Origin of the sequence: Paraburkholderia dinghuensis, from assembly GCF_003837865.1 — a bacterium.
Classification (GTDB): domain Bacteria; phylum Pseudomonadota; class Gammaproteobacteria; order Burkholderiales; family Burkholderiaceae; genus Paraburkholderia; species Paraburkholderia dinghuensis.
Genome location: NZ_RQIS01000037.1, coordinates 1 through 18254 on the forward strand (window position 1 = coordinate 1; position 18254 = coordinate 18254).

An 18254-nucleotide genomic window follows, 5' to 3' on the forward strand; every position below is an offset into this window, starting at 1 on the left:
AGATCCGCCCGCTCGTGGCAGGCACCCGTGGCAAGGCCGCGCTCGATGCGGGCGATCCGCAAGGCGGCATCATCACCGCAGGCATGGTGGTCGGACTCATCGACGACATCCCCACCTGCGCCGAACTGCTCGAGCGCATGGTCGCCGAATGCCACCAGCGCCTCGGCGCCGCCAGCAGCTATTTCGGCTGATCCGATCAACGTCCCGACACTCATGGTCATCGCCCAGCCTCTCGCCCGGTTGCCTGCTTCGGCGCTTGCGCCAAAGCTCTACCCCCCGGCATATGGAAGCCAGCGGGTGACACGCGAAGCGCTGCTGGACAAGATCCAGTGCTCCGGTGGGGCACGGCTCGTGCTCGTTTGCGCGCCAGCCGGTTTCGGCAAGAGCACGGCGATGGGCCAATACCGCGAGCGCCTGACCGAACAGGGGCGGGCCACGGCATGGTTGACGCTCGATGGTCAGGATAACGATCAATCAAGATTCCTCGCCGGCTTACAGGCCACGCTCGAACAACTATGCGCGCATGAGTCGACGCTGCTTCATCCGCCTTTATGGAGCGCAGGACCTGCGTCGATCGGGGAGTGGGCGCTGGAACTGATCGGGCGATACGCGTCGCTACCCGCAGCTTTCGCGCTCTTCATCGACGACCTCGAAACCGTGCAGGACCCCGGCGTGCTGGGCCTGCTGAACGAACTGATCGACCATCTGCCACGCCACGGGCAACTCGTGCTGGGCTCGCGCGTGCGCCCCGGCCTGCCGCTAGCGCGTCTGCGCATGCGAGGACAACTTGTCGAGATCGATGCGGAACACCTGCGCTTCTCGATCCTGGAGACCCGGCGGTTCTTTTCCGATAGCCCGATCGCACAATCGGTTGAGCTGTTGCACGGTCTGCACGACAAGAGCGAGGGGTGGGTCGCCGCGCTGTGGCTGGCGTCACTGGCACTCGACCGGCCGCATGCCGGTGCCGCGTTGATCGAGCGCTTCGCTGGGTCCAATCTCGCGCTTGCCGATTACCTCGCCGAAGACGTGCTGGCCGGACTGGACGACGACCTGCACCGGTTCCTGCTTTGCACCAGTGTGCTGAAGCATCTCAATCCGCAAATCTGCCACGCATTGTTGCCGCACGACGACGCCGCGGCCATGCTCGAACGCCTCGCGGCGGCCAACCTGTTTGTTACGCCGATTGCGGGCGAGCCGGGTAGCTATCGCTATCACGCACTGTTCGCGAGCTTCCTGAGAGACCAGTTGGCGCGCGAACAGCCTCAGTCGGTGCACCAGCTTCATCGCGCCGCCGCAGGCTGGTATGAAGCCCAGCAGCGCCCGGTGCCGGCTATCGACCACGCTCTCGAAGGCGGCGATCTCGAGCGCGCGCTGCGCCTGCTGGACGAGCACGCCATGCCCTTGCTGATGGAGGGGCGCCTGCGCCTGCTGGCACGCTGGTTCGGCGAACTGACGAATGCCGCATTACAGGACCATCCACGCCTTCACGCGATCGGCCTGTGGGCACTGTGCCTCACCGCCGGTCCGGTCGAGACCATGCAACGGCTGGAGTCCAGCGATCTGGGCAACTGCAGCGACCCGGTGGTGCGCGCACTCGTCGATGCGTTACCGCCAACGCTGCTGTCCATGCAGGACCGCCAGGAAGAAGCGTACGCATGCGGCTGCCCGTTGCTGGCGGGATTGTCCGGCGGCGCGTCGTTCGCCGGCTCGGTGCTCGTCAACGTGGTCGCCAATGCGGCGACGGTGCTCGGCCGCCATCAGGAAGCGCGCCGTCTGCTCGACGCGGGGCGCCGCGCCCTGGGCGGCGAGCCCAGCACGTTCAGCCTGATGTACGCGGAGTCCGTCGACGGCATCATCGATCTGCTCGAAGGACGGTTGCGCCAGGCAACCGCGCGCTTCCGACTCGCGATCAGCCCGGCGAGCGGCGCCGCGCCAGCGCTCTCATACGCGGGCGGCAATGCCTGGGCCGGGCTGCTGTACGCCGCGACGGTGTACGAGTCCGGCGAGCTCGACCATGCCGCGCAGCTGCTCCATGTCTATCTGCCGCTGGTCTGCAATGCGGGCCTCGCCGATCACATGATTCTCGGGCACGTGATGCTGGCCCGCATCGCGGTCAGTCGCCGCGATCCCAGTCACGCGCTCCAGACGCTGGCCGAACTGGAGGCGCTCGGACACCGCCGAGGCCTCGCCCGTGTCGTGGCCGGCGCGCGCCTGGAGCGTGCCCGCATGTCGCTGCTACAAGGCGATCTCATCGCATTCGACACGGAGCTGTCCCGCGCCGACGACGCAACTCTGTGGGAGCGCGTGGCACGCGAGTGCAACCTCGCGAACGATCTGGAAACGCTGGCGCTGTCACGGCTGCGACGCGGCGTGTTAGCGGGTGGCACCGACACCGTGCCGCAGATCGAGCATCAGATTGCCGTGGCGACCGCCACTTCCAGTTACCGCCGCGTGCTGTTGCTGCGCCTGCTCGAAGCGATGGCGCTGCTGCGTCAGGGCGAACTCGCGACTGCCCTGTCCCGCTTCAGCCTCGTGTTGAAAATGTGCACGCGCGAGGGCTTCGTGAGCCTCGTAGTCGACGAAGGCCCGCTCGCTGGCGAACTGGTGCAGCGCTTTATCGCGCAGGAAAGCGATGCGCGCCAGCGTGACCCGCTCGTCGTCGATCACGCCCGTCGCCTGCTACGGGCATTCGGACCGCTGCCGGCCGTGGCCGGGCAAGCGCAGGCCGGGAATCTGACGCCTCAGGAATTGCGCGTGCTGCAAGGCGTCGCCGAAGGCCTTTCCAACGATGCGATGGCCGGGCAGTTCGGGGTGTCGCCGAGCACGGTGCGCACGCATCTGCGCAACATCAGCGCCAAGCTCGGTGCACAGAGCCGGACTCAGGCCGTCGCTCTGGCACGACGCAAGGGGTGGCTCGAATGAAGCTTGCCAGCACCCGCCGCACGCAAGGCGCCCCGCGAGCCGAAACGGAAATGATCCACGGCCTCCCCGGGATACGCCGATATGGCATCGCGATCCCCCTTTGTAAAATTTTCGACCATGGTCTCAGGCCTGCAACGCAGGCCGGCAAACGACAAGGAAGCACTCCGTGAACTTCGATTTCTCCGACGAACAAGCCATGTTGCGCGATCAGGCGCGGCGCTTTCTGGCCGACGCGAGCAGTCGCGAAAGGGTACGTCAATGGATGAACGCAGATGACGACGCTACCGCGGAACTCTGGCCCCAGCTTGCCGAAATGGGCTGGCTCGGCGCGGCCATTGACGAGGCCCATGGCGGGCTCGGCCTTGGCACGCTTGAACTGTGCGTCCTTGCCGAGGAGCTGGGCCGCGCGCTGACGCCGGTGCCATTTTTCAGCACTGTCTGCGTGGCCGCCGAATTGCTGGGCCGCTGCCCTGCCGGTGCGCGCCGCGACGAGTTGCTGCAGCGCATCGCTGCCGGCGACGCCGTGGTGACGCTGGCGGGCGCCGAGGCGGGAGAATCCTGGCCGGGCACGTTCGAGCGGAGCCTGCCCAAAACGCGCCTGCAAGCCGGCAAAGTGAGTGGCGAAAAGGCCGTGGTGCCCGACCTGCTGCGCGCGACCGATCTTCTCGTGACCGTTCTGGATTCCGACAATCGACCCGCCCTCGTCTGGATCGATGCGACGGCCGCTGGCGTACAGCGCGACGCGCTAGAGAGTTTCGATCTCCTGCGTGCGCATGGCCGGTTGCAACTGCGGGATGCCCCGGCCGAAATACTGCTGGCGGGTCCGGAACTGGCTGCGTTGCTGCGCACACTGCGCGACCGTGCCGCGATCATCGCCGCGTTCGAACAACTTGGCACCGCCGAAAGCGCGCTCACCCTGGCGCGCGACTATACGCTGCAACGCTATGCCTTCGGCCGCCCGCTTGCTGGCAATCAGGCGGTCAAGCACCGATTGGCCGACATGCTGGTCAAGAACGAACTGGCGCGCTCGAACGCGTACTTCGGTGCGTGGGCCGCACACGTCGACAGCGAAGAGTTGCCGCGCGCGGCTGCGGCGGCACGGCTCTCCGCTACCGAGGCACTGAATTTTGCCGCTGAGGAGGCACTACATCTGCACGGCGGGATCGGCTACACATGGGAAGCCGACTGCCACCTGTTCCTGCGCCGCGCCCGTCTGCTTGCTGTACAGCTTGGCAGCACGGCGGCCTGGAGCCAGCGGCTGCTCGATGCGAGCGTCGATCCCACCCTTGCGGCCTGACCCGTCCTGACCTGTCGAAGCGAATACCATGGATTTCAACGATACCCCCGACGAAGCCGCATTTCGCACGGAAGTGCGCGGCTGGCTGGCTGCGAACGCCAGCGCATATTGCATCGATAGTCAGGCGCTGTCGCTTGCCGAACTTGCCCAGCGCGGACGCGGCTGGCAGAAACACAAGGCATCCGCAGGCTATGGCGCCTTGTGCCTGCCGCAGGCTGTCGGCGGACGCGACGCGACGCCGATCCAGGAAGTCATCTTCGCCGAAGAAGAAGGACGCTACGAGCTGCCGATCGGGGTCTTTACCAGCATCGGCACGAATCTGGTCCTGCCCACGCTGCTGAAGCACGGCACGCCCGAACAGATCGAGCGCTTCGTGCGTCCGACCATCGAGGGCTCGCTGCAATGGTGCCAACTGTTCTCCGAGCCGGCCGCCGGTTCCGATCTCGCCGGCATCCGCACGCGCGCCGTGCGCGATGGCGACGAGTGGGTGATCTCGGGCCAGAAAGTGTGGAATTCGTGGGCGCATACGGCGGATTGGGGCGTGCTGATCACGCGCACCGATTCGTCGGTGGCCAAGCACAAGGGCATCACGTATTTCGTGATCGACATGAAGACCCCTGGCGTCGAGGTGCGGCCGATTCGTCAGATCTCCGGCGAGAGCGAATTCTGCGAAGTCTTCCTCAACGACGTACGTATCCCCGACAGTCAACGCATGGATGCCGTGGGCGCCGGATGGAAGGTCGCAATGACCACGCTGATGAACGAGCGTGCCTCGACCTCGGGCGAATCGCACCTGCTTCCCGATACGCGCAATCTGCTCGCGGCCGCTCGCGCTCACCCCGACGCGGCGGCGTTGACCGTTCCGATGGCACGTCTCGTCTCGCAGGAGATGGCATTGCGCAACTACCGCTTCCGCCAACTGACACTGCTCTCGCGCGGCAAGCAGCTCGGCGCAGATGCGGCCATGGGCAAGCTGGTGCTCGGCAAGATGCTGCAGGAACTGTCGGCCATGGCGCTGGAGTTGCACGGCATCGCGGCACTCTGCCCGGACGACGAACTGCGGCGCGAAGCGCACAAGCTGCTGCACGGCTATTGCTGGGGCGCAGCGCTGCGCATCGCGGGCGGCGCGGATGAAGTGCTGCGCAACCAGCTCGCGGAACGCGTGCTCGGCTTGCCGGCCGATCTGCGTGTCGACAAGGACTTGCCCTTCAACCAAATCCCCACGGGACGCTGATGGAACCCACTCTTTCCCCATCGAACGAAGAAGCACCGGTCCTGTGCGAACGCGAGGACGAACTTGCGATTGTCACGCTCAACCGCCCGGACCGGCTCAATGCCTTGTCCGGCCCGGTGATGGACGCGCTGCACAGCACACTGCAGACCCTGGCCGATGATCCGAAGGTCCGCGCGGTGTTTCTGCGCGGCGCCGGCCGGGCTTTCTGTGCCGGCGGCGACATCAAGGCCGGTGGCATCTCGAAGGAAGAGGCCGCGCAACTGACGACGGAGGACCGCATTGCGCGGCTGCGCCGTCAAATGGACAGCGCGGCTCTGCTTCACACCATGCCCAAGCCCACTATCAGCGCGCTGCGCGGCGCGATGATGGGCGCGGGCGTCGGCCTCGGTCTGTCGGCGGATCTACGCATCGCCTCGCGCACGCTCAAGCTGGAGACCGCATTTGCCTCGCTCGGTTTTTCCGGCGATTTCGGCGGTGCTTACTTTCTGACGCAACTCGCCGGGCCCTCGGCCGCACGCGAGCTGATGATGCGCTCGCGGCGCATTGACGGCGACGAGGCGCTGCGGCTCGGCCTGATCAACGAACTCGTCGACGACGACGCGCTCGACGCCCGCGCACTCACGGTGGCACGCGAACTGGCGGCGGGTCCGAGCATTGCTCTGCGCCACATGAAGCGCGCACTCAATGCAGCCGCTGATGGCGCGTCCGTGGCGGAGTTGCTGGACCTCGAAGCGGCCGCGATGGTACGAACCTCGCAGACAGAGGATCACAAGGAGGCGGTTCGCGCCTTCATTGAAAAGCGCCCGCCGCGTTTCAGCGGCCGCTGATTCGCGCACCGCGGATGTCGCGGGTTGGCCGCGCCTCGCGTACTGAATTGCGCCCACCGCCGTAAGCGCCACCAAACCTGCCGGCCATGCTCGCCTCCCGGCGCATGGCCGCTCTCGTTTCCCTTAGCCTAACCTTGCACCTCATGACGCATACCCCCATCGAATCGCTACTGATTGCCAACCGCTCGGAGATCGCCATCCGGGTGATGCGCGCCGCTGCCGAGATGAACATCCGTACCGTGGCGATCTATTCGAAGGAAGACCGTCTCGCCCTGCATCGTTTCAAGGCTGACGAAAGCTACCTGGTCGGCGACGGCAAGAAACCGCTCGCGGCCTACCTCGACATCGACGATATCCTGCGCATTGCCCGGCAGGCCAAGGTCGACGCGATTCATCCCGGGTATGGCTTTCTGTCCGAAAATCCGGATTTCGCGCAGGCCGTCATCGACGCCGGCATCCGCTGGATCGGGCCCTCCCCCGAGGTCATGCGCACCTTGGGCAACAAGGTTGCAGCCCGCAATGCAGCGATTGCCGCCGGCGTACCCGTGATGCCCGCCACCGCGCCGCTGCCTGAAGATCTTGAGGCGTGCCGACGGCTCGCGGCCGGGGTCGGTTATCCGCTGATGCTCAAGGCGAGCTGGGGCGGCGGCGGACGCGGCATGCGCGTCCTCGAAAGCGAACAGGACCTCGAGAGCGCGCTCGGCGCGGCGCGCCGGGAAGCGCTCGCAGCGTTCGGCAACGACGAAGTGTATGTCGAGAAGCTGGTGCGCAATGCACGCCACGTCGAGGTCCAGGTGCTGGGCGATACGCATGGCACGCTGGTGCACCTGTACGAGCGCGACTGCACGGTGCAACGGCGCAACCAGAAAGTGATCGAGCGCGCGCCCGCCCCTTATCTGGACTCCGCCGCTCGCGAGACCCTGTGCGAAGCCGCACTCCGATTGATGCGCGCGGTCGGCTACAGCCACGCCGGCACCGTGGAATTCCTGATGGATGCCGACACGGGCCAGTTCTATTTCATCGAAGTGAACCCCCGCATTCAGGTGGAGCACACGGTCACCGAAATGATCACCGGCGTCGACATTGTCAAGGCGCAGATCCGCATTACGGAAGGCGGCAGGATCGGGATGATCGAAGACGCGGTCGACGAGCGCGGCGGTGTCGTCACACGTGCGACGGGGGTGCCGGCACAGACCGACATCCCGCTCAACGGCCATGCGCTGCAATGCCGGATCACCACCGAAGACCCGGAAAACGGCTTCCTGCCCGACTATGGACGGCTCACCGCATACCGCAGTGCGGCCGGCTTCGGCGTGCGTCTGGACGCCGGGACAGCCTATGGCGGCGCGGTGATCACCCCGTATTACGACTCGCTGCTGGTCAAAGTCACCACCTGGGCGCCGACGGCCGCCGAGTCGATCCGGCGCATGGACCGCGCGCTACGCGAGTTCCGCATCCGCGGCGTGGCGTCGAATCTGCAGTTCCTCGAAAACGTCATCAATCACCCGGCCTTTGCCCGCGGCGATCTCACGACCCGCTTCATCGATCTCACCCCTGAACTGCTCGCTTTTGCGAAGCGGCGCGATCGCGCCACCAAACTGTTGAGCTATCTGGGCGAGGTGAGCGTCAACGGGCATGCGGAATTGAGCGGTCGAGCGCTACCGCAGTTGCCGCTGCCCAAACCACTGCTGCCGCCGCTCCATGGCACCGCCCCAGTGCCGCCCGGCACGCGTGATCGCCTGCGCGAGCTGGGCCCGGAAAAATTCGCGAGCTGGATGCTGGACCAGAAGCAGGTATTGCTAACCGACACGACGATGCGCGACGCGCATCAGTCGCTGTTCGCCACGCGCATGCGCACCGCCGACATGTTGCCCATCGCGCCGTTTTACGCGCGCCATCTGCCTCAACTGTTTTCGCTCGAATGCTGGGGTGGCGCCACCTTCGACGTGGCGCTGCGCTTCCTTAAAGAAGACCCCTGGCAACGGCTGACGCAGTTGCGCGAACGCGTGCCCAACATCCTGTTTCAAATGCTGTTGCGCGGCTCGAATGCGGTCGGCTACACCAACTACGCCGACAACGTCGTGCGCTTTTTCGTGCAGCAAGCTGCCAGCGCGGGAGTTGACCTGTTCCGTGTGTTCGACTCGCTGAACTGGGTACGCAATATGCGCGTGGCAATCGACGCGGTTCGCGAGAGCGGCTCGCTTTGCGAAGGCGCGATCTGCTATACGGGCGACCTGTTCGACAGCTCGCGCGCCAAATACGATCTCAAGTATTACGTCGGCATCGCGCGTGAACTGCAGCGCGCCGGCGTGCACGTGCTGGGCATCAAGGACATGGCGGGTATCTGCCGTCCGCAGGCTGCCGCTGCGCTTGTCAAGGCGCTCAAGGAAGAGACCGGGCTGCCGGTGCACTTTCATACCCACGATACCAGCGGCATTTCGGCCGCGTCCGCGCTGGCCGCGATCGCCGCGGGCTGCGATGCGGTGGACGGTGCACTCGATGCGATGAGCGGCCTGACGTCGCAACCCAACCTGTCGAGCATCGCCGCTGCGCTAGCGGGTAGCGAGCGCGATCCAGGACTCGATCTGGAACGTCTTCACGAAGCGTCGATGTACTGGGAAGGCGTGCGCCGCTACTACGCGCCGTTCGAATCGGAGATACGTGCCGGCACCGCCGACGTCTATCGTCACGAAATGCCCGGCGGCCAGTACACCAATCTGCGCGAGCAGGCGCGCTCGCTCGGCATCGAGCATCGCTGGACCGAAGTCTCGCGCGCCTATGCCGAGGTCAACCGGATGTTCGGCGACATCGTCAAGGTCACCCCGACCTCCAAGGTCGTCGGCGACATGGCGCTGATGATGGTGGCCAACGACCTGAGCGCTGCCGACCTGAGCAACCCGGCTAAAGAAATCGCGTTTCCCGAATCGGTCGTTTCGCTGTTCAAGGGCGAACTGGGTTTTCCGCCTGACGGCTTCCCTGCTGAACTTTCGCGCAAGGTGCTTCGTGGCGAGCCGCCAGCACCCTACCGGCCCGGCGACCAGATTGCCGCAGTCGATCTCGATGCGGCGCGCGTTGCAGGCGAGACCGCTTGTGAACATGAGCTCGACGACCGGCAGCTTGCGTCGTACCTCATGTACCCGAAGCAGACCGCTGACTATTTCCAGCACCTGCGCGCCTATAGCGATACGTCTGTCGTGCCGACACCGGCCTTCCTCTACGGCCTGCAGCCCCAGGAAGAAGTGGCGATCGATATCGCCGCCGGCAAAACCCTGCTGGTCAGTTTGCAGGGCCGGCACGCGGACACGGCCGAAGGCATGGTGAAAGTGCAGTTCGAATTGAACGGGCAATCGCGGACCGCGTCGATCGAGCAGCGTAGCACCGCGCAAGCCGGACCCACGCGCCGCAGCCGCCCGGTGGCCGAGCCGTCGAACCCGCTGCACGTGGCCGCGCCCATGCCGGGCTCGGTGGTGACGGTGGCGGTCCAGGCGGGACAGCGCGTCACGGCGGGCAGCACGCTGATCGCACTGGAAGCCATGAAAATGGAAATGCACCTCGCCGCGGAACACGACTGCGAGATCGCCGAGGTCCACGTGCATCCGGGCGACCGTGTCGCGGCGAAGGACCTGCTGATCACGCTGAAAGAGCGCGGCTAGCATGTCTGAGCAACTTTCGGCGCCCTCCGCGCTTGCATCGCTGACCGGCGTTCATAACTTCCGCAACCTCGCCGGCTTGCATGGGGCTGACGGCCGTCGCGTGGCGGCAAACGTGCTCTACCGTAGCGCTGGACTGCACAGGCTCGGTCCTGATGGGTGGAGCGAGTTAGCCCGTCATGGCTTGCGGACGATCTGCGACCTGCGCGGTCAGCAGGAGACTTCGTATTCACCCACAACGCCGCCGACGGGTCAGCAGGTGCGGATTCTCCCTTTCGACGTTCGCAACGATATCCGCAGCGATCCGGCACTGATGAACATGCTCGCCGCAAAGCCCGACGCGGCAAGCGCGCACCGCATGATGCTGGAGATCTATCGGCGCTTCCCCGCCGCTTTCGCGCCGCGCCTCCACCAGCTGTTCGATACCGCGATAGAGAGTGGCACACCGATGTTACTGCACTGCGCCGCCGGCAAGGACCGTACGGGTTTTGCGGTGGCGCTCGTGTTGCATGCACTGGGTGTGTCGATGGATGACATCATGGAGGACTACTTGCTATCGCGCTCTCCTTTGGGCACCGCTGACCCGCGGATTCCCGGAATACAGGCGCTGTTCGAGAGCGGCACAGGATTGCGACTGCCAGCACAGGCCGCGTTGCCTATCCTGACCGTGGAGCCCGAGTACCTATGCGCCGCGTTCGACGCGCTGACGCTCGAACACGGTGGCACGGATACCTGGCTGCAGCAAGTCTGTGGGCTGACGCCGGCACGCCGCGAACATCTGCAGGCGGCCATGCTCGCCGCGTGAGTGCATCGAAGACGCCGAATCCGACATTCCCAGTCCGTAGCGCAGCCGCCGCATGAGCCGCATCCGAGCGTTTTCATATCATCTCCGCCCATTGACCAATCATATATACAATTGATATGATTTGCATCATTAATGTCTAACTGCACCCAATGCGTGGTGCGGCAGCCTCAAGGAGACGCAATGAGTCAAACCCTGGCCCAAGGGATAGAGCAAGCCGCGACGTCAGCGCCGGAAGCCCTGGCCATCGAATTCGAGGGCGAGTGGTTCACCTGGGGTCAACTCGCCAAGGTGATGAGCGGACTGGAAGCATTGCTTGCCGGCGCGAACCTCGGCAAGGCGACGCCAGTTGCCATGCTGATGCGCAACGCGCCGGCCATGGTCGCGGCGGCCCTGCAAGTACTCAAGACCGAGCGGTGCGTCGTCACGGTCAACCCGTTTCAGGGCGCCGAGAAGATCGCCGCCGATTTACGCCAGTTGCGCTGTGCGGCAATCGTGGCGGTCGAGCAGGACTGGGCGCTCGCGCAGCTGCGCGAAGTCGCCCGCGAAACCGGCGCAATGGCGGTGCAGGTCAGCCTCAAGCCCGAGCCCCAGGTCAGCGCACTCGATGGCCTGGACAAACCGGGCACAGGCCCTTTCCACGAGCCGCTGAATGGAACCGCCGTGCTGATGCTCAGCAGCGGCACCACCGGTCCGGCCAAGCGCATCAAACTGCCCTACAAGCAGCTCGAGCAGTCGTTTGCACGGGCGGCGGCCTACGAATCGAACCGCCCTAGCTCCGGTACTCGCGCGGCACGTACCCCGGCGATTCTGGCTACGCCGCTCGTTCATATTGGCGGGCTTTATTTCTCACTCGATGCGGTGCTCGCAGGGCGCCCGATCGCGCTGCTGGAGAAGTTCAGCGTAGCCGAATATTGCCGCGTGCTGAAGGCGCATAGGCCGAAGGCGATTTCGCTCCCGCCATCGGCAATACGCATGTTGCTGGACGCCGCAGTAGACCCCGAACTCTTCTCCAGCGTGATCGCGGTGCGTGCCGGCAGCGCGCCGCTGCTGCCGGAACTCAAGAGCCAGTTCGAGTCGACCTTCAAGGTGCCGGTGCTCGACGTCTATGGCGCGACCGAATTCGCCGGGGCCGTCGCGGGTTGGTCGCTTGACGACTATCGTCAGTTCGACAAGCTCAAGGTCGGTTCGGTCGGCCGCGCGCAGCCCGGAATCGAGTTGCGCGTCGTCGATGGCGAAACCGGCGAGCCTCAGCCGGTGGGTACGAAAGGCGTCCTGGAGATCCGTTCGCTGCAAAGCGAAACGAAAGGCTGGGTCCGCACGACCGATCTGGCAGAACTCGACAGCGACGGCTTTCTCTACATTCGCGGCCGCGTCGACGACGCCATTATTCGCGGCGGCTTCAAGGTGCTGCCGCGCGATATCGAAGCGCTCCTGCGCGAGCACCCGGCTGTTCAGGAGGCCTGTGTCGTCGGGCTGCCGGATAAGCGTCTCGGCGCCGTGCCGGCTGCCGCAGTAGAGTTGCGCGAAGGCGCGAGCGCCGTCAGCGAAGCCGAGCTGACGCAGTTCTTGCGCGACAAGGTGGTGGCCTATCAGGTGCCGACCTGCTTGCGCATCGTCCCTGCGTTGCCCCGCACGCCGTCCCTCAAAGTCAGTCAACACGAAGTCCGTCAGTTGCTGGCCGCCGAATTGGCCTGAGCCGAGGCAGCTTTTCTTACCCGTACCGGAGACACGGATGTCCACTACCAACGTCGAGAAAAAATCTGCCGAAGGCATTAGCGAAGAGTTCAAGAAAGCCACCAACTACGAGCTGACCGACCACGACATCGAGCGCGCCAACAAGATTCTCAACATCGATCTCGCCGCGCGCGACCAGGAGCAGATCGGCACCGCGAACATCGATAACATCCGGTCTTTCGCGTACGCGTGCGGCAGCGACAACCCGCTCTTCTGCGACCCCGACTACGCAGCGGGTACCCGCTGGGGCTCGGTGATCGCGCCGTCGATGATGGCCGGCATCATCAACCGCCCGCTGCTCGGCGATCCGCCGACGGCCGAGTACAAGGCGAACACCAAGAGCCTGTTCCGGGGTATCCACGTATTCATCTCGGGCGGCGAGTGGACCTTCTACCGACCGATTTTTCCGGGCGACACGCTTTACAGCTTCGGTGGCGAGGACGGCATCGAAGTCACGCCGAGCGAATTCGCCGGCCGCAAGGTCACGCGTTTTCACACCGACGTCAAGGTGAACCAGCGCGGCGAAGTCGTGTCGACCTACCGCTACCGGTCGATCCTGACCGAGCGCAAGACTGCGCGCGAGAAGGGCAAGTACGCGGCCATCGAGCCGGCGAAATACACCGATGAAGACATCGCGAAGATCGACGCCGTCTATGCGCAGGAAGAGGCCCGTGGCGCGCAGAAGCGTTACTGGTCCGATGTTCAGGTTGGCGAAGCGATGACGCCCGGCGCGTCCGGTCCGCTCACGGTGACCGACGTGGTCAACTTCCACGGCGCAGGCTACGGCTGGGTGCCCTACGGTCTGCGCAGCGGCCGGCTCTGGCACAAGAACCGCAACCGCATCGCACCGTTCTACGTGAAGGACGCCAACGGCATCCCCGACGTTGCACAGCGCCTGCACTGGGACAGCGCGTGGGCCCAGGCCATCGGCAACCCGATGGCCTACGACTACGGCGTCATGCGCGAAAACTACCTGTTCCGCTATCTGACCGACTGGGCCGGCGACGACGGCTGGGTCGTGCGCCAGTACGACGAAATCCGCAAGTTCAACTACATGGGCGACACCCAGTTCATCTCCGGTGAAGTCGTCGGCAAGCGTGAGGAGAACGGCCGCAAGCTGGTCGACCTCAAGGTCACGATGACCAACCAGCGCGGCGAGGAAACCGTGCGCTGCGAGGCCACCGTGGCGCTGCCCGATCACGACGGCGTGCTGCTGTTGCCCGAGCCGAGCGATGACCTCAAGCGCCGCGCCGCGAAGATGATGGCGCGCCATTGGGAACTGCTCGCGCAGAAGCGGCGCGGCTGAAGGGAAACAGCATCATGGATCTGAGCTATAGCGAAGAGCACCAGCGCTTTCGCGCCGAGGTACAGGCCTTTCTGAAGGCGAACTGGACGCCCGGCTCGACGAAGCCGACCCCGGACGAAATCAAGGCGTTCCGCCGCAAGGCGATCGATGCCGGTTATCTGTATCGCGGCATTCCGCGCGAGTACGGCGGCTCGGAGCAGGCGCCCGATGTCCTCAAGGGGCAAATCGTGCGCGAGGCGTTCGCACGCGCCAAAGCGCCGGGCGAGTTGAGCGGCGTGGGTATCTCGATGGTCGTGCCGACCTTGCTGGAACGCGGCACGCCGGAACAGAAAGCGCGCTTCATTCCGCCCACGATGTCCGGCGAAGTCATCTGGGCGCAAGGCTATAGCGAACCCGGCGCGGGCAGCGACCTCGCCAGCCTGCGCACGCGCGCCGAGCTGGTCAACGGCGAGTGGGTCATCAACGGACAGAAGACCTGGAGTTCGCTCGCGCACAAGGCTCGATACATGTTCGTGCTGTGCCGCACCGAACCGGACGCACCGAAGCACAAAGGCATTTCCTATCTGCTGGTCGACGTCAAGCAGCCGGGCGTAACCGTGCGTCCGATGAAGCAGATCACCGGCGAAAGCGAGTTCTGCGAAGTGTTCTTCGACAACGCACGCACGCCCGCAGACTGGATCGTCGGCGCGCGCGGCGACGGCTGGGCGGTGTCGAAGACCACGCTCGGCCACGAGCGGGCGGGCTTCATGGGCAACGCTGAAGCGTCGGTGGCGCTGTTCGAGAAGCTCGTCGATCTGGCGCGCCGCAGCACCTACCTCGGTCAGCCAGCGCTCCAGCATCCACTCATCCGCGAGCGGCTTGCCGTGCTGCAAGGCATGGTGCTGGCGGCACGCTATTCGGGCTACCGTCAACTCTCGATGATGTCGCACGGCGAAAACCCCGGCATCGCGCCCATGCTCAACAAGATCACAGCCTCCAACATCGCTGCCGAAATCGCCGCGATCGCACGCGATCTGATGGGCGACGATCTGCTGCTCTCCCCCGACCCGGCGAACGGGCCGGTCGGCAACGAACGGTGGAGCGGGCAATTCTTCGGTTCGCTCGGTATGGCGATCGCCGGCGGCACTTCGAATATCCAGCGCAACCTGATCGCCGAGCGCGGCCTCAGCCTGCCGCGCGACAACGCGGGAGCCAACGAATGAATTTCCTGCTCAGCTCCGAACAGCACGAGATGCAGCGCGCGGTCGAGCGCTATCTCGACGAGAGTCTCGATACCGTCGCCTTGCACAAGATCTTCGACGACGAAAGCGAGCACTGCGGCCACGACGCCAAACTATGGTCCGGCCTCGCCGAACTCGGTGTCATCGGCATCAATCTGCCTGAAGAACAAGGCGGCCTCGGTCTGGAAATGATCGATCTGGCGTTAATTGCCGAGACGCTCGGCAGCCGCGCCGCGCCCGTGCCCTTTATCGGCCACGTATTGGCGACGCTGGCCATTGCATGGGCTGGCAGTGACGCACAACGTGCGCGTTGGCTGCCGGTTCTGCTCGACGGCAGCGTGATTGCCGCCGTCGACTTCGCAGGCAACGAGAACGGCCAGAACGCGGCGCCATGGACCGTGCCGGGCGCGCCGCACGCGCAGCTGTTCGTGCTCGGCCTGCAGGGCGGTGAACTGGCGTTGGTGGAGCGCGGCGCTCACGGCGTCAGCGTGACCCCACGGGCGTCGACGGACCGCACTCGGCGCCTTGGTGTCGTCACGCTGGACGACACCCCCCTCGAACCCCTGCCGGGCGCCGCCGCACACGCCGACCGTCTGCGCGACGCCGCGCTGATTCTGCTGGCAGCCGATGCTTTCGGCGGCGCGACGCGCTGTCACGAGATGGCAGTGGCGTATGCGAAGGAACGCGAGCAGTTCGGCCAGCCCATCGGCAAGTTCCAGGCGATCAAGCACCAACTGGCCGACATGGTCGTCGCGGTCGAGCCGGCGCGTGGCCTGTACTGGTACGCCGCGCACGCGTTCGATCACCGCGAGCGCCATGAAGCCGCCCACATGGCCGCGCTGGCCAAGGCGCATCTCGCCGACCTGTATGTGAGCGCTGCACGCCGCTGCGTGGAGATTCATGGCGGCATGGGTTACACGTGGGAGCTGGATGTCCACATTTTCCTGCGGCGCGCGATGTTCGATCACGCGTGGATGGGATCGCCCGTGTACCATCGGGCGCGCGCCGCCGATCTGGCAGGCTGGTAACGAGAACGATCGGCGACGCAAGGCCGAACAAAGAACCAACGGAGACTATTCGCATGCCGAACGATTCGCGCGATGCGCCCGACTTCAGCCTGACGGGCCTTCATGCCCTTGTGACCGGCGCATCCGGCGGCCTGGGTCTGCATATGGCGGGCACGCTGGCGCGCGCGGGCGCCACGGTGCATCTCGCCGCTCGCAACACCGACAAGCTGGACGCGGAAGTACAGGCGCTGCGCGCCGCGGGCCATCAGGCCGATTCGCTGGCCCTTGATGTGCAGGACGCCGCCCAGGTAGAACACGCGTTGCAGGCGCTGCACGCGCGGATCGGCGCCCCGCTCGACATCGTCGTGAACAACGCGGGCGTGACCAATACGCGGCCTCTGCTCGACCAGCAGCCCGACGAATGGGATCGCATCATGGATACCAACCTGCGCGGCGGCTGGCTCGTCGCGACCGCCGCCGCCCGCGCGATGGTCGCGGCGAAACGCGGCGGGGTCATCGTCAACGTCGCCTCGATCCTCGGTGAACGGGTGGCCGCTGGCGTGGGTCCGTACAGCGCGTCCAAGGCGGGGCTGATCCAGCTCACCCGCACGATGGCGCTGGAGTGGGCGCGCTACAACATCCGCTGCAATGCGCTGTTGCCGGGCTATATCGCAACCGATCTGAACCGCGAATTCCTCGGCAGCGAAGCGGGCGAACGACTGCGCCAGCGCGTACCCACCCGCCGCTTCGGCTCGCCGAGCGATCTCGACGGGCCACTTCTGCTGCTGTGCTCGGATGCCGGCCGCCACATCACTGGTGCGGCTTTACCGGTCGATGGCGGGCACCTGACCAGTTCGCTGTGAGCAGACCCGCATCGGCCAGCTAAACCGACTCGCTCGCGCGCATAGCACGCCGCGCGAGCGAGTCGGAATATCGCGCTTCAGATGCGCGTCAACGCTGCCGCTTCGCGTGCAAACGCCACGGCCTGCGCCCCGACGTCGGCCGCATCGGCGGACGCGGCATTGCCCGCTCTCGCACGTGCGGCCACTCCCTCCAGAATGACTGCGAACCGGAACATCGAGAACGCCACGTGGAATGCCTCGAGCTCCTGCGCCCGCCCGCAGCGGCTCATATAGCGCGCGACGAATTCGTCCCGCGCAGGCAGGCCTAGTGCCGGCAAATCCAGTTCGCGCAAGCCGTCGAATTCATGCGGGCGCATGGACCACGCCATGCTGCAATAGCCGACATCCGCCAGCGGGTGACCTAACGTCGACAGTTCCCAATCCAGCACCGCGATCACTCTCGGCTCGGTCGGGTGAAACATCAGATTGCCGAAGCGGAAGTCGCCATGAACGATGCTGGTCGACTGATCCGCCGGAACGTGCCGCGGCAGCCATTCGATCAGGCGGTCGATGTCCGCGCTTTCGCCCGTCTTCGACGCGTGCCACTGACGCGTCCAGCGCGCCACCTGCCGTTCGAAGAAGTTGCCGGGCTTGCCGTAGTCTTCGAGGCCGACTGATTGCCAGTCCACCGCGTGCAGGGCTGCCAGCGTATCCGCCATGGCGTCAAAACAGGCGCGCCGTTCGGCGGGCGGCACTTCAGGCAGCGCGTAATGCGGGAACACCCGGCCATGCAGGCGGCGCATCACATAGAAAGGCGTGCCGACCACCTCGCGATCGTCGCAGAACACCAGCATCTCGGGCACCGGCACGGCCGTGCCGGCAAGCGCGCGCTGGATACGGAACTCGCGATCGACGGCGTGCGCAGAAGGCAGAAGCTGCCCCGGCGGCTGCTTGCGCAAGACCAGCGACTGCTCGTCGAAGTCGACGAAAAAGGTCGGGTTCGACTGGCCGCCGCCGATCCGCGTCAGGCGCATTTCGCCCCGGATATCGGGCAGTTTTGCCTGCAGCCACTGGCGCAGGCGTGAGGGTTCGAACTCGAAGCTCGTCAAGTGAGAAGTGTCGGCCATCCGGCTGTGTCTCCAGGAATCATCGTGCGATGGAACGAGGCGATGTTCTGCTTCATCGCAAGGACATCAGACTCCCCTATTCCAATATATCATTATAATGATTAATATACCTTCCAGTGAGGAGTTGCGGTTCGGTTTGTGCCTTCCGCGCTCGCCAGTCACAACTTTCACTGACCCGAAATAGAGGGGCAAATTTATGACAACACCGCTGACCATGAAGACCCGCGTCACTGAACTGCTGGGCACCCGCTACCCCATCGTGCAGGGTGGCATGCAGTGGGTC

General features: G+C 65.3%; 12 protein-coding genes and 1 pseudogene. 12 read left to right on the forward strand and 1 reads right to left on the reverse strand.

The genetic code is table 11. From position 1 onward, the window contains the following. The 12 genes and pseudogenes from D1Y85_RS26400 to D1Y85_RS26455 all read left to right on the forward strand — a co-directional run. Positions 1 to 191, forward strand: a pseudogene (locus D1Y85_RS26400) (nitronate monooxygenase); the annotation flags it as partial. A 22-nt stretch (positions 192 to 213) separates the two neighbouring features. Then, complete coding sequence (locus tag D1Y85_RS26405; RefSeq protein WP_124154021.1) at positions 214 to 2922, forward strand: winged helix-turn-helix domain-containing protein; 2709 nt, start codon at positions 214 to 216, stop codon at positions 2920 to 2922. Positions 2923 to 3088: 166 nt separating this feature from the next. After that, entirely contained in the window at positions 3089 to 4219 is a 1131-nt protein-coding gene (locus D1Y85_RS26410; RefSeq protein ID WP_124154022.1) for an acyl-CoA dehydrogenase family protein, read from the forward strand. 28 nt (positions 4220 to 4247) lie between these two features. Next, the gene (locus D1Y85_RS26415; RefSeq protein WP_124154023.1) at positions 4248 to 5453 is read left to right on the forward strand and encodes an acyl-CoA dehydrogenase family protein; all 1206 of its coding nucleotides are present in this window, start codon (positions 4248 to 4250) and stop codon (positions 5451 to 5453) included. After that, entirely contained in the window at positions 5453 to 6280 is an 828-nt protein-coding gene (locus tag D1Y85_RS26420; protein ID WP_124154024.1) for an enoyl-CoA hydratase, read from the forward strand. The genes D1Y85_RS26415 and D1Y85_RS26420 overlap by 1 nt, the downstream gene beginning before the upstream one ends. Positions 6281 to 6423: 143 nt before the next feature. Continuing rightward, entirely contained in the window at positions 6424 to 9933 is a 3510-nt protein-coding gene (locus D1Y85_RS26425; protein WP_124154025.1) for a pyruvate carboxylase, read from the forward strand. Position 9934: 1 nt separating this feature from the next. Further along, positions 9935 to 10735: a tyrosine-protein phosphatase gene (locus D1Y85_RS26430; protein WP_124154026.1), complete on the forward strand. Its 801-nt coding sequence runs from the start codon at positions 9935 to 9937 to the stop codon at positions 10733 to 10735. A 180-nt stretch (positions 10736 to 10915) separates the two neighbouring features. Then, entirely contained in the window at positions 10916 to 12430 is a 1515-nt protein-coding gene (locus D1Y85_RS26435) for a class I adenylate-forming enzyme family protein (protein ID WP_185219136.1), read from the forward strand. Between the two features lie 37 nt (positions 12431 to 12467). Then, entirely contained in the window at positions 12468 to 13775 is a 1308-nt protein-coding gene (locus D1Y85_RS26440; protein WP_124154028.1) for an FAS1-like dehydratase domain-containing protein, read from the forward strand. 14 nt (positions 13776 to 13789) lie between these two features. Further along, positions 13790 to 14977: an acyl-CoA dehydrogenase family protein gene (locus D1Y85_RS26445; protein WP_124154029.1), complete on the forward strand. Its 1188-nt coding sequence runs from the start codon at positions 13790 to 13792 to the stop codon at positions 14975 to 14977. After that, on the forward strand, positions 14974 to 16023 hold the full coding sequence (locus D1Y85_RS26450; RefSeq protein WP_124154030.1) for an acyl-CoA dehydrogenase family protein: 1050 nt from the start codon (positions 14974 to 14976) through the stop codon (positions 16021 to 16023). Before D1Y85_RS26445 ends, D1Y85_RS26450 begins: the two co-directional genes overlap by 4 nt. 53 nt (positions 16024 to 16076) lie before the next feature. Then, positions 16077 to 16865, forward strand: a complete 789-nt coding sequence (locus tag D1Y85_RS26455; RefSeq protein ID WP_124154031.1) for an SDR family NAD(P)-dependent oxidoreductase — start codon at positions 16077 to 16079, stop codon at positions 16863 to 16865. Positions 16866 to 16942: 77 nt separating this feature from the next. On the opposite strand, the gene D1Y85_RS26460 is transcribed toward D1Y85_RS26455, so the two are convergent. Next, entirely contained in the window at positions 16943 to 17971 is a 1029-nt protein-coding gene (locus tag D1Y85_RS26460) for a phosphotransferase family protein (protein ID WP_124154032.1), read from the reverse strand. Positions 17972 to 18254: the final 283 nt, after the last annotated feature.

Coding starts and splice junctions, on each gene's coding strand:
- D1Y85_RS26430 (WP_124154026.1), top strand. CDS start 9,935: ATGTCTGAGCAACTTTCGGCGCCCTCCGCGCTTGCATCGCTGACCGGC.
- D1Y85_RS26405 (WP_124154021.1), top strand. CDS start 214: ATGGTCATCGCCCAGCCTCTCGCCCGGTTGCCTGCTTCGGCGCTTGCG.
- D1Y85_RS26445 (WP_124154029.1), top strand. CDS start 13,790: ATGGATCTGAGCTATAGCGAAGAGCACCAGCGCTTTCGCGCCGAGGTA.
- D1Y85_RS26435 (WP_185219136.1), top strand. CDS start 10,916: ATGAGTCAAACCCTGGCCCAAGGGATAGAGCAAGCCGCGACGTCAGCG.
- D1Y85_RS26420 (WP_124154024.1), top strand. CDS start 5,453: ATGGAACCCACTCTTTCCCCATCGAACGAAGAAGCACCGGTCCTGTGC.
- D1Y85_RS26440 (WP_124154028.1), top strand. CDS start 12,468: ATGTCCACTACCAACGTCGAGAAAAAATCTGCCGAAGGCATTAGCGAA.
- D1Y85_RS26425 (WP_124154025.1), top strand. CDS start 6,424: ATGACGCATACCCCCATCGAATCGCTACTGATTGCCAACCGCTCGGAG.
- D1Y85_RS26460 (WP_124154032.1), bottom strand. CDS start 17,971: ATGGCCGACACTTCTCACTTGACGAGCTTCGAGTTCGAACCCTCACGC.
- D1Y85_RS26415 (WP_124154023.1), top strand. CDS start 4,248: ATGGATTTCAACGATACCCCCGACGAAGCCGCATTTCGCACGGAAGTG.
- D1Y85_RS26450 (WP_124154030.1), top strand. CDS start 14,974: ATGAATTTCCTGCTCAGCTCCGAACAGCACGAGATGCAGCGCGCGGTC.
- D1Y85_RS26455 (WP_124154031.1), top strand. CDS start 16,077: ATGCCGAACGATTCGCGCGATGCGCCCGACTTCAGCCTGACGGGCCTT.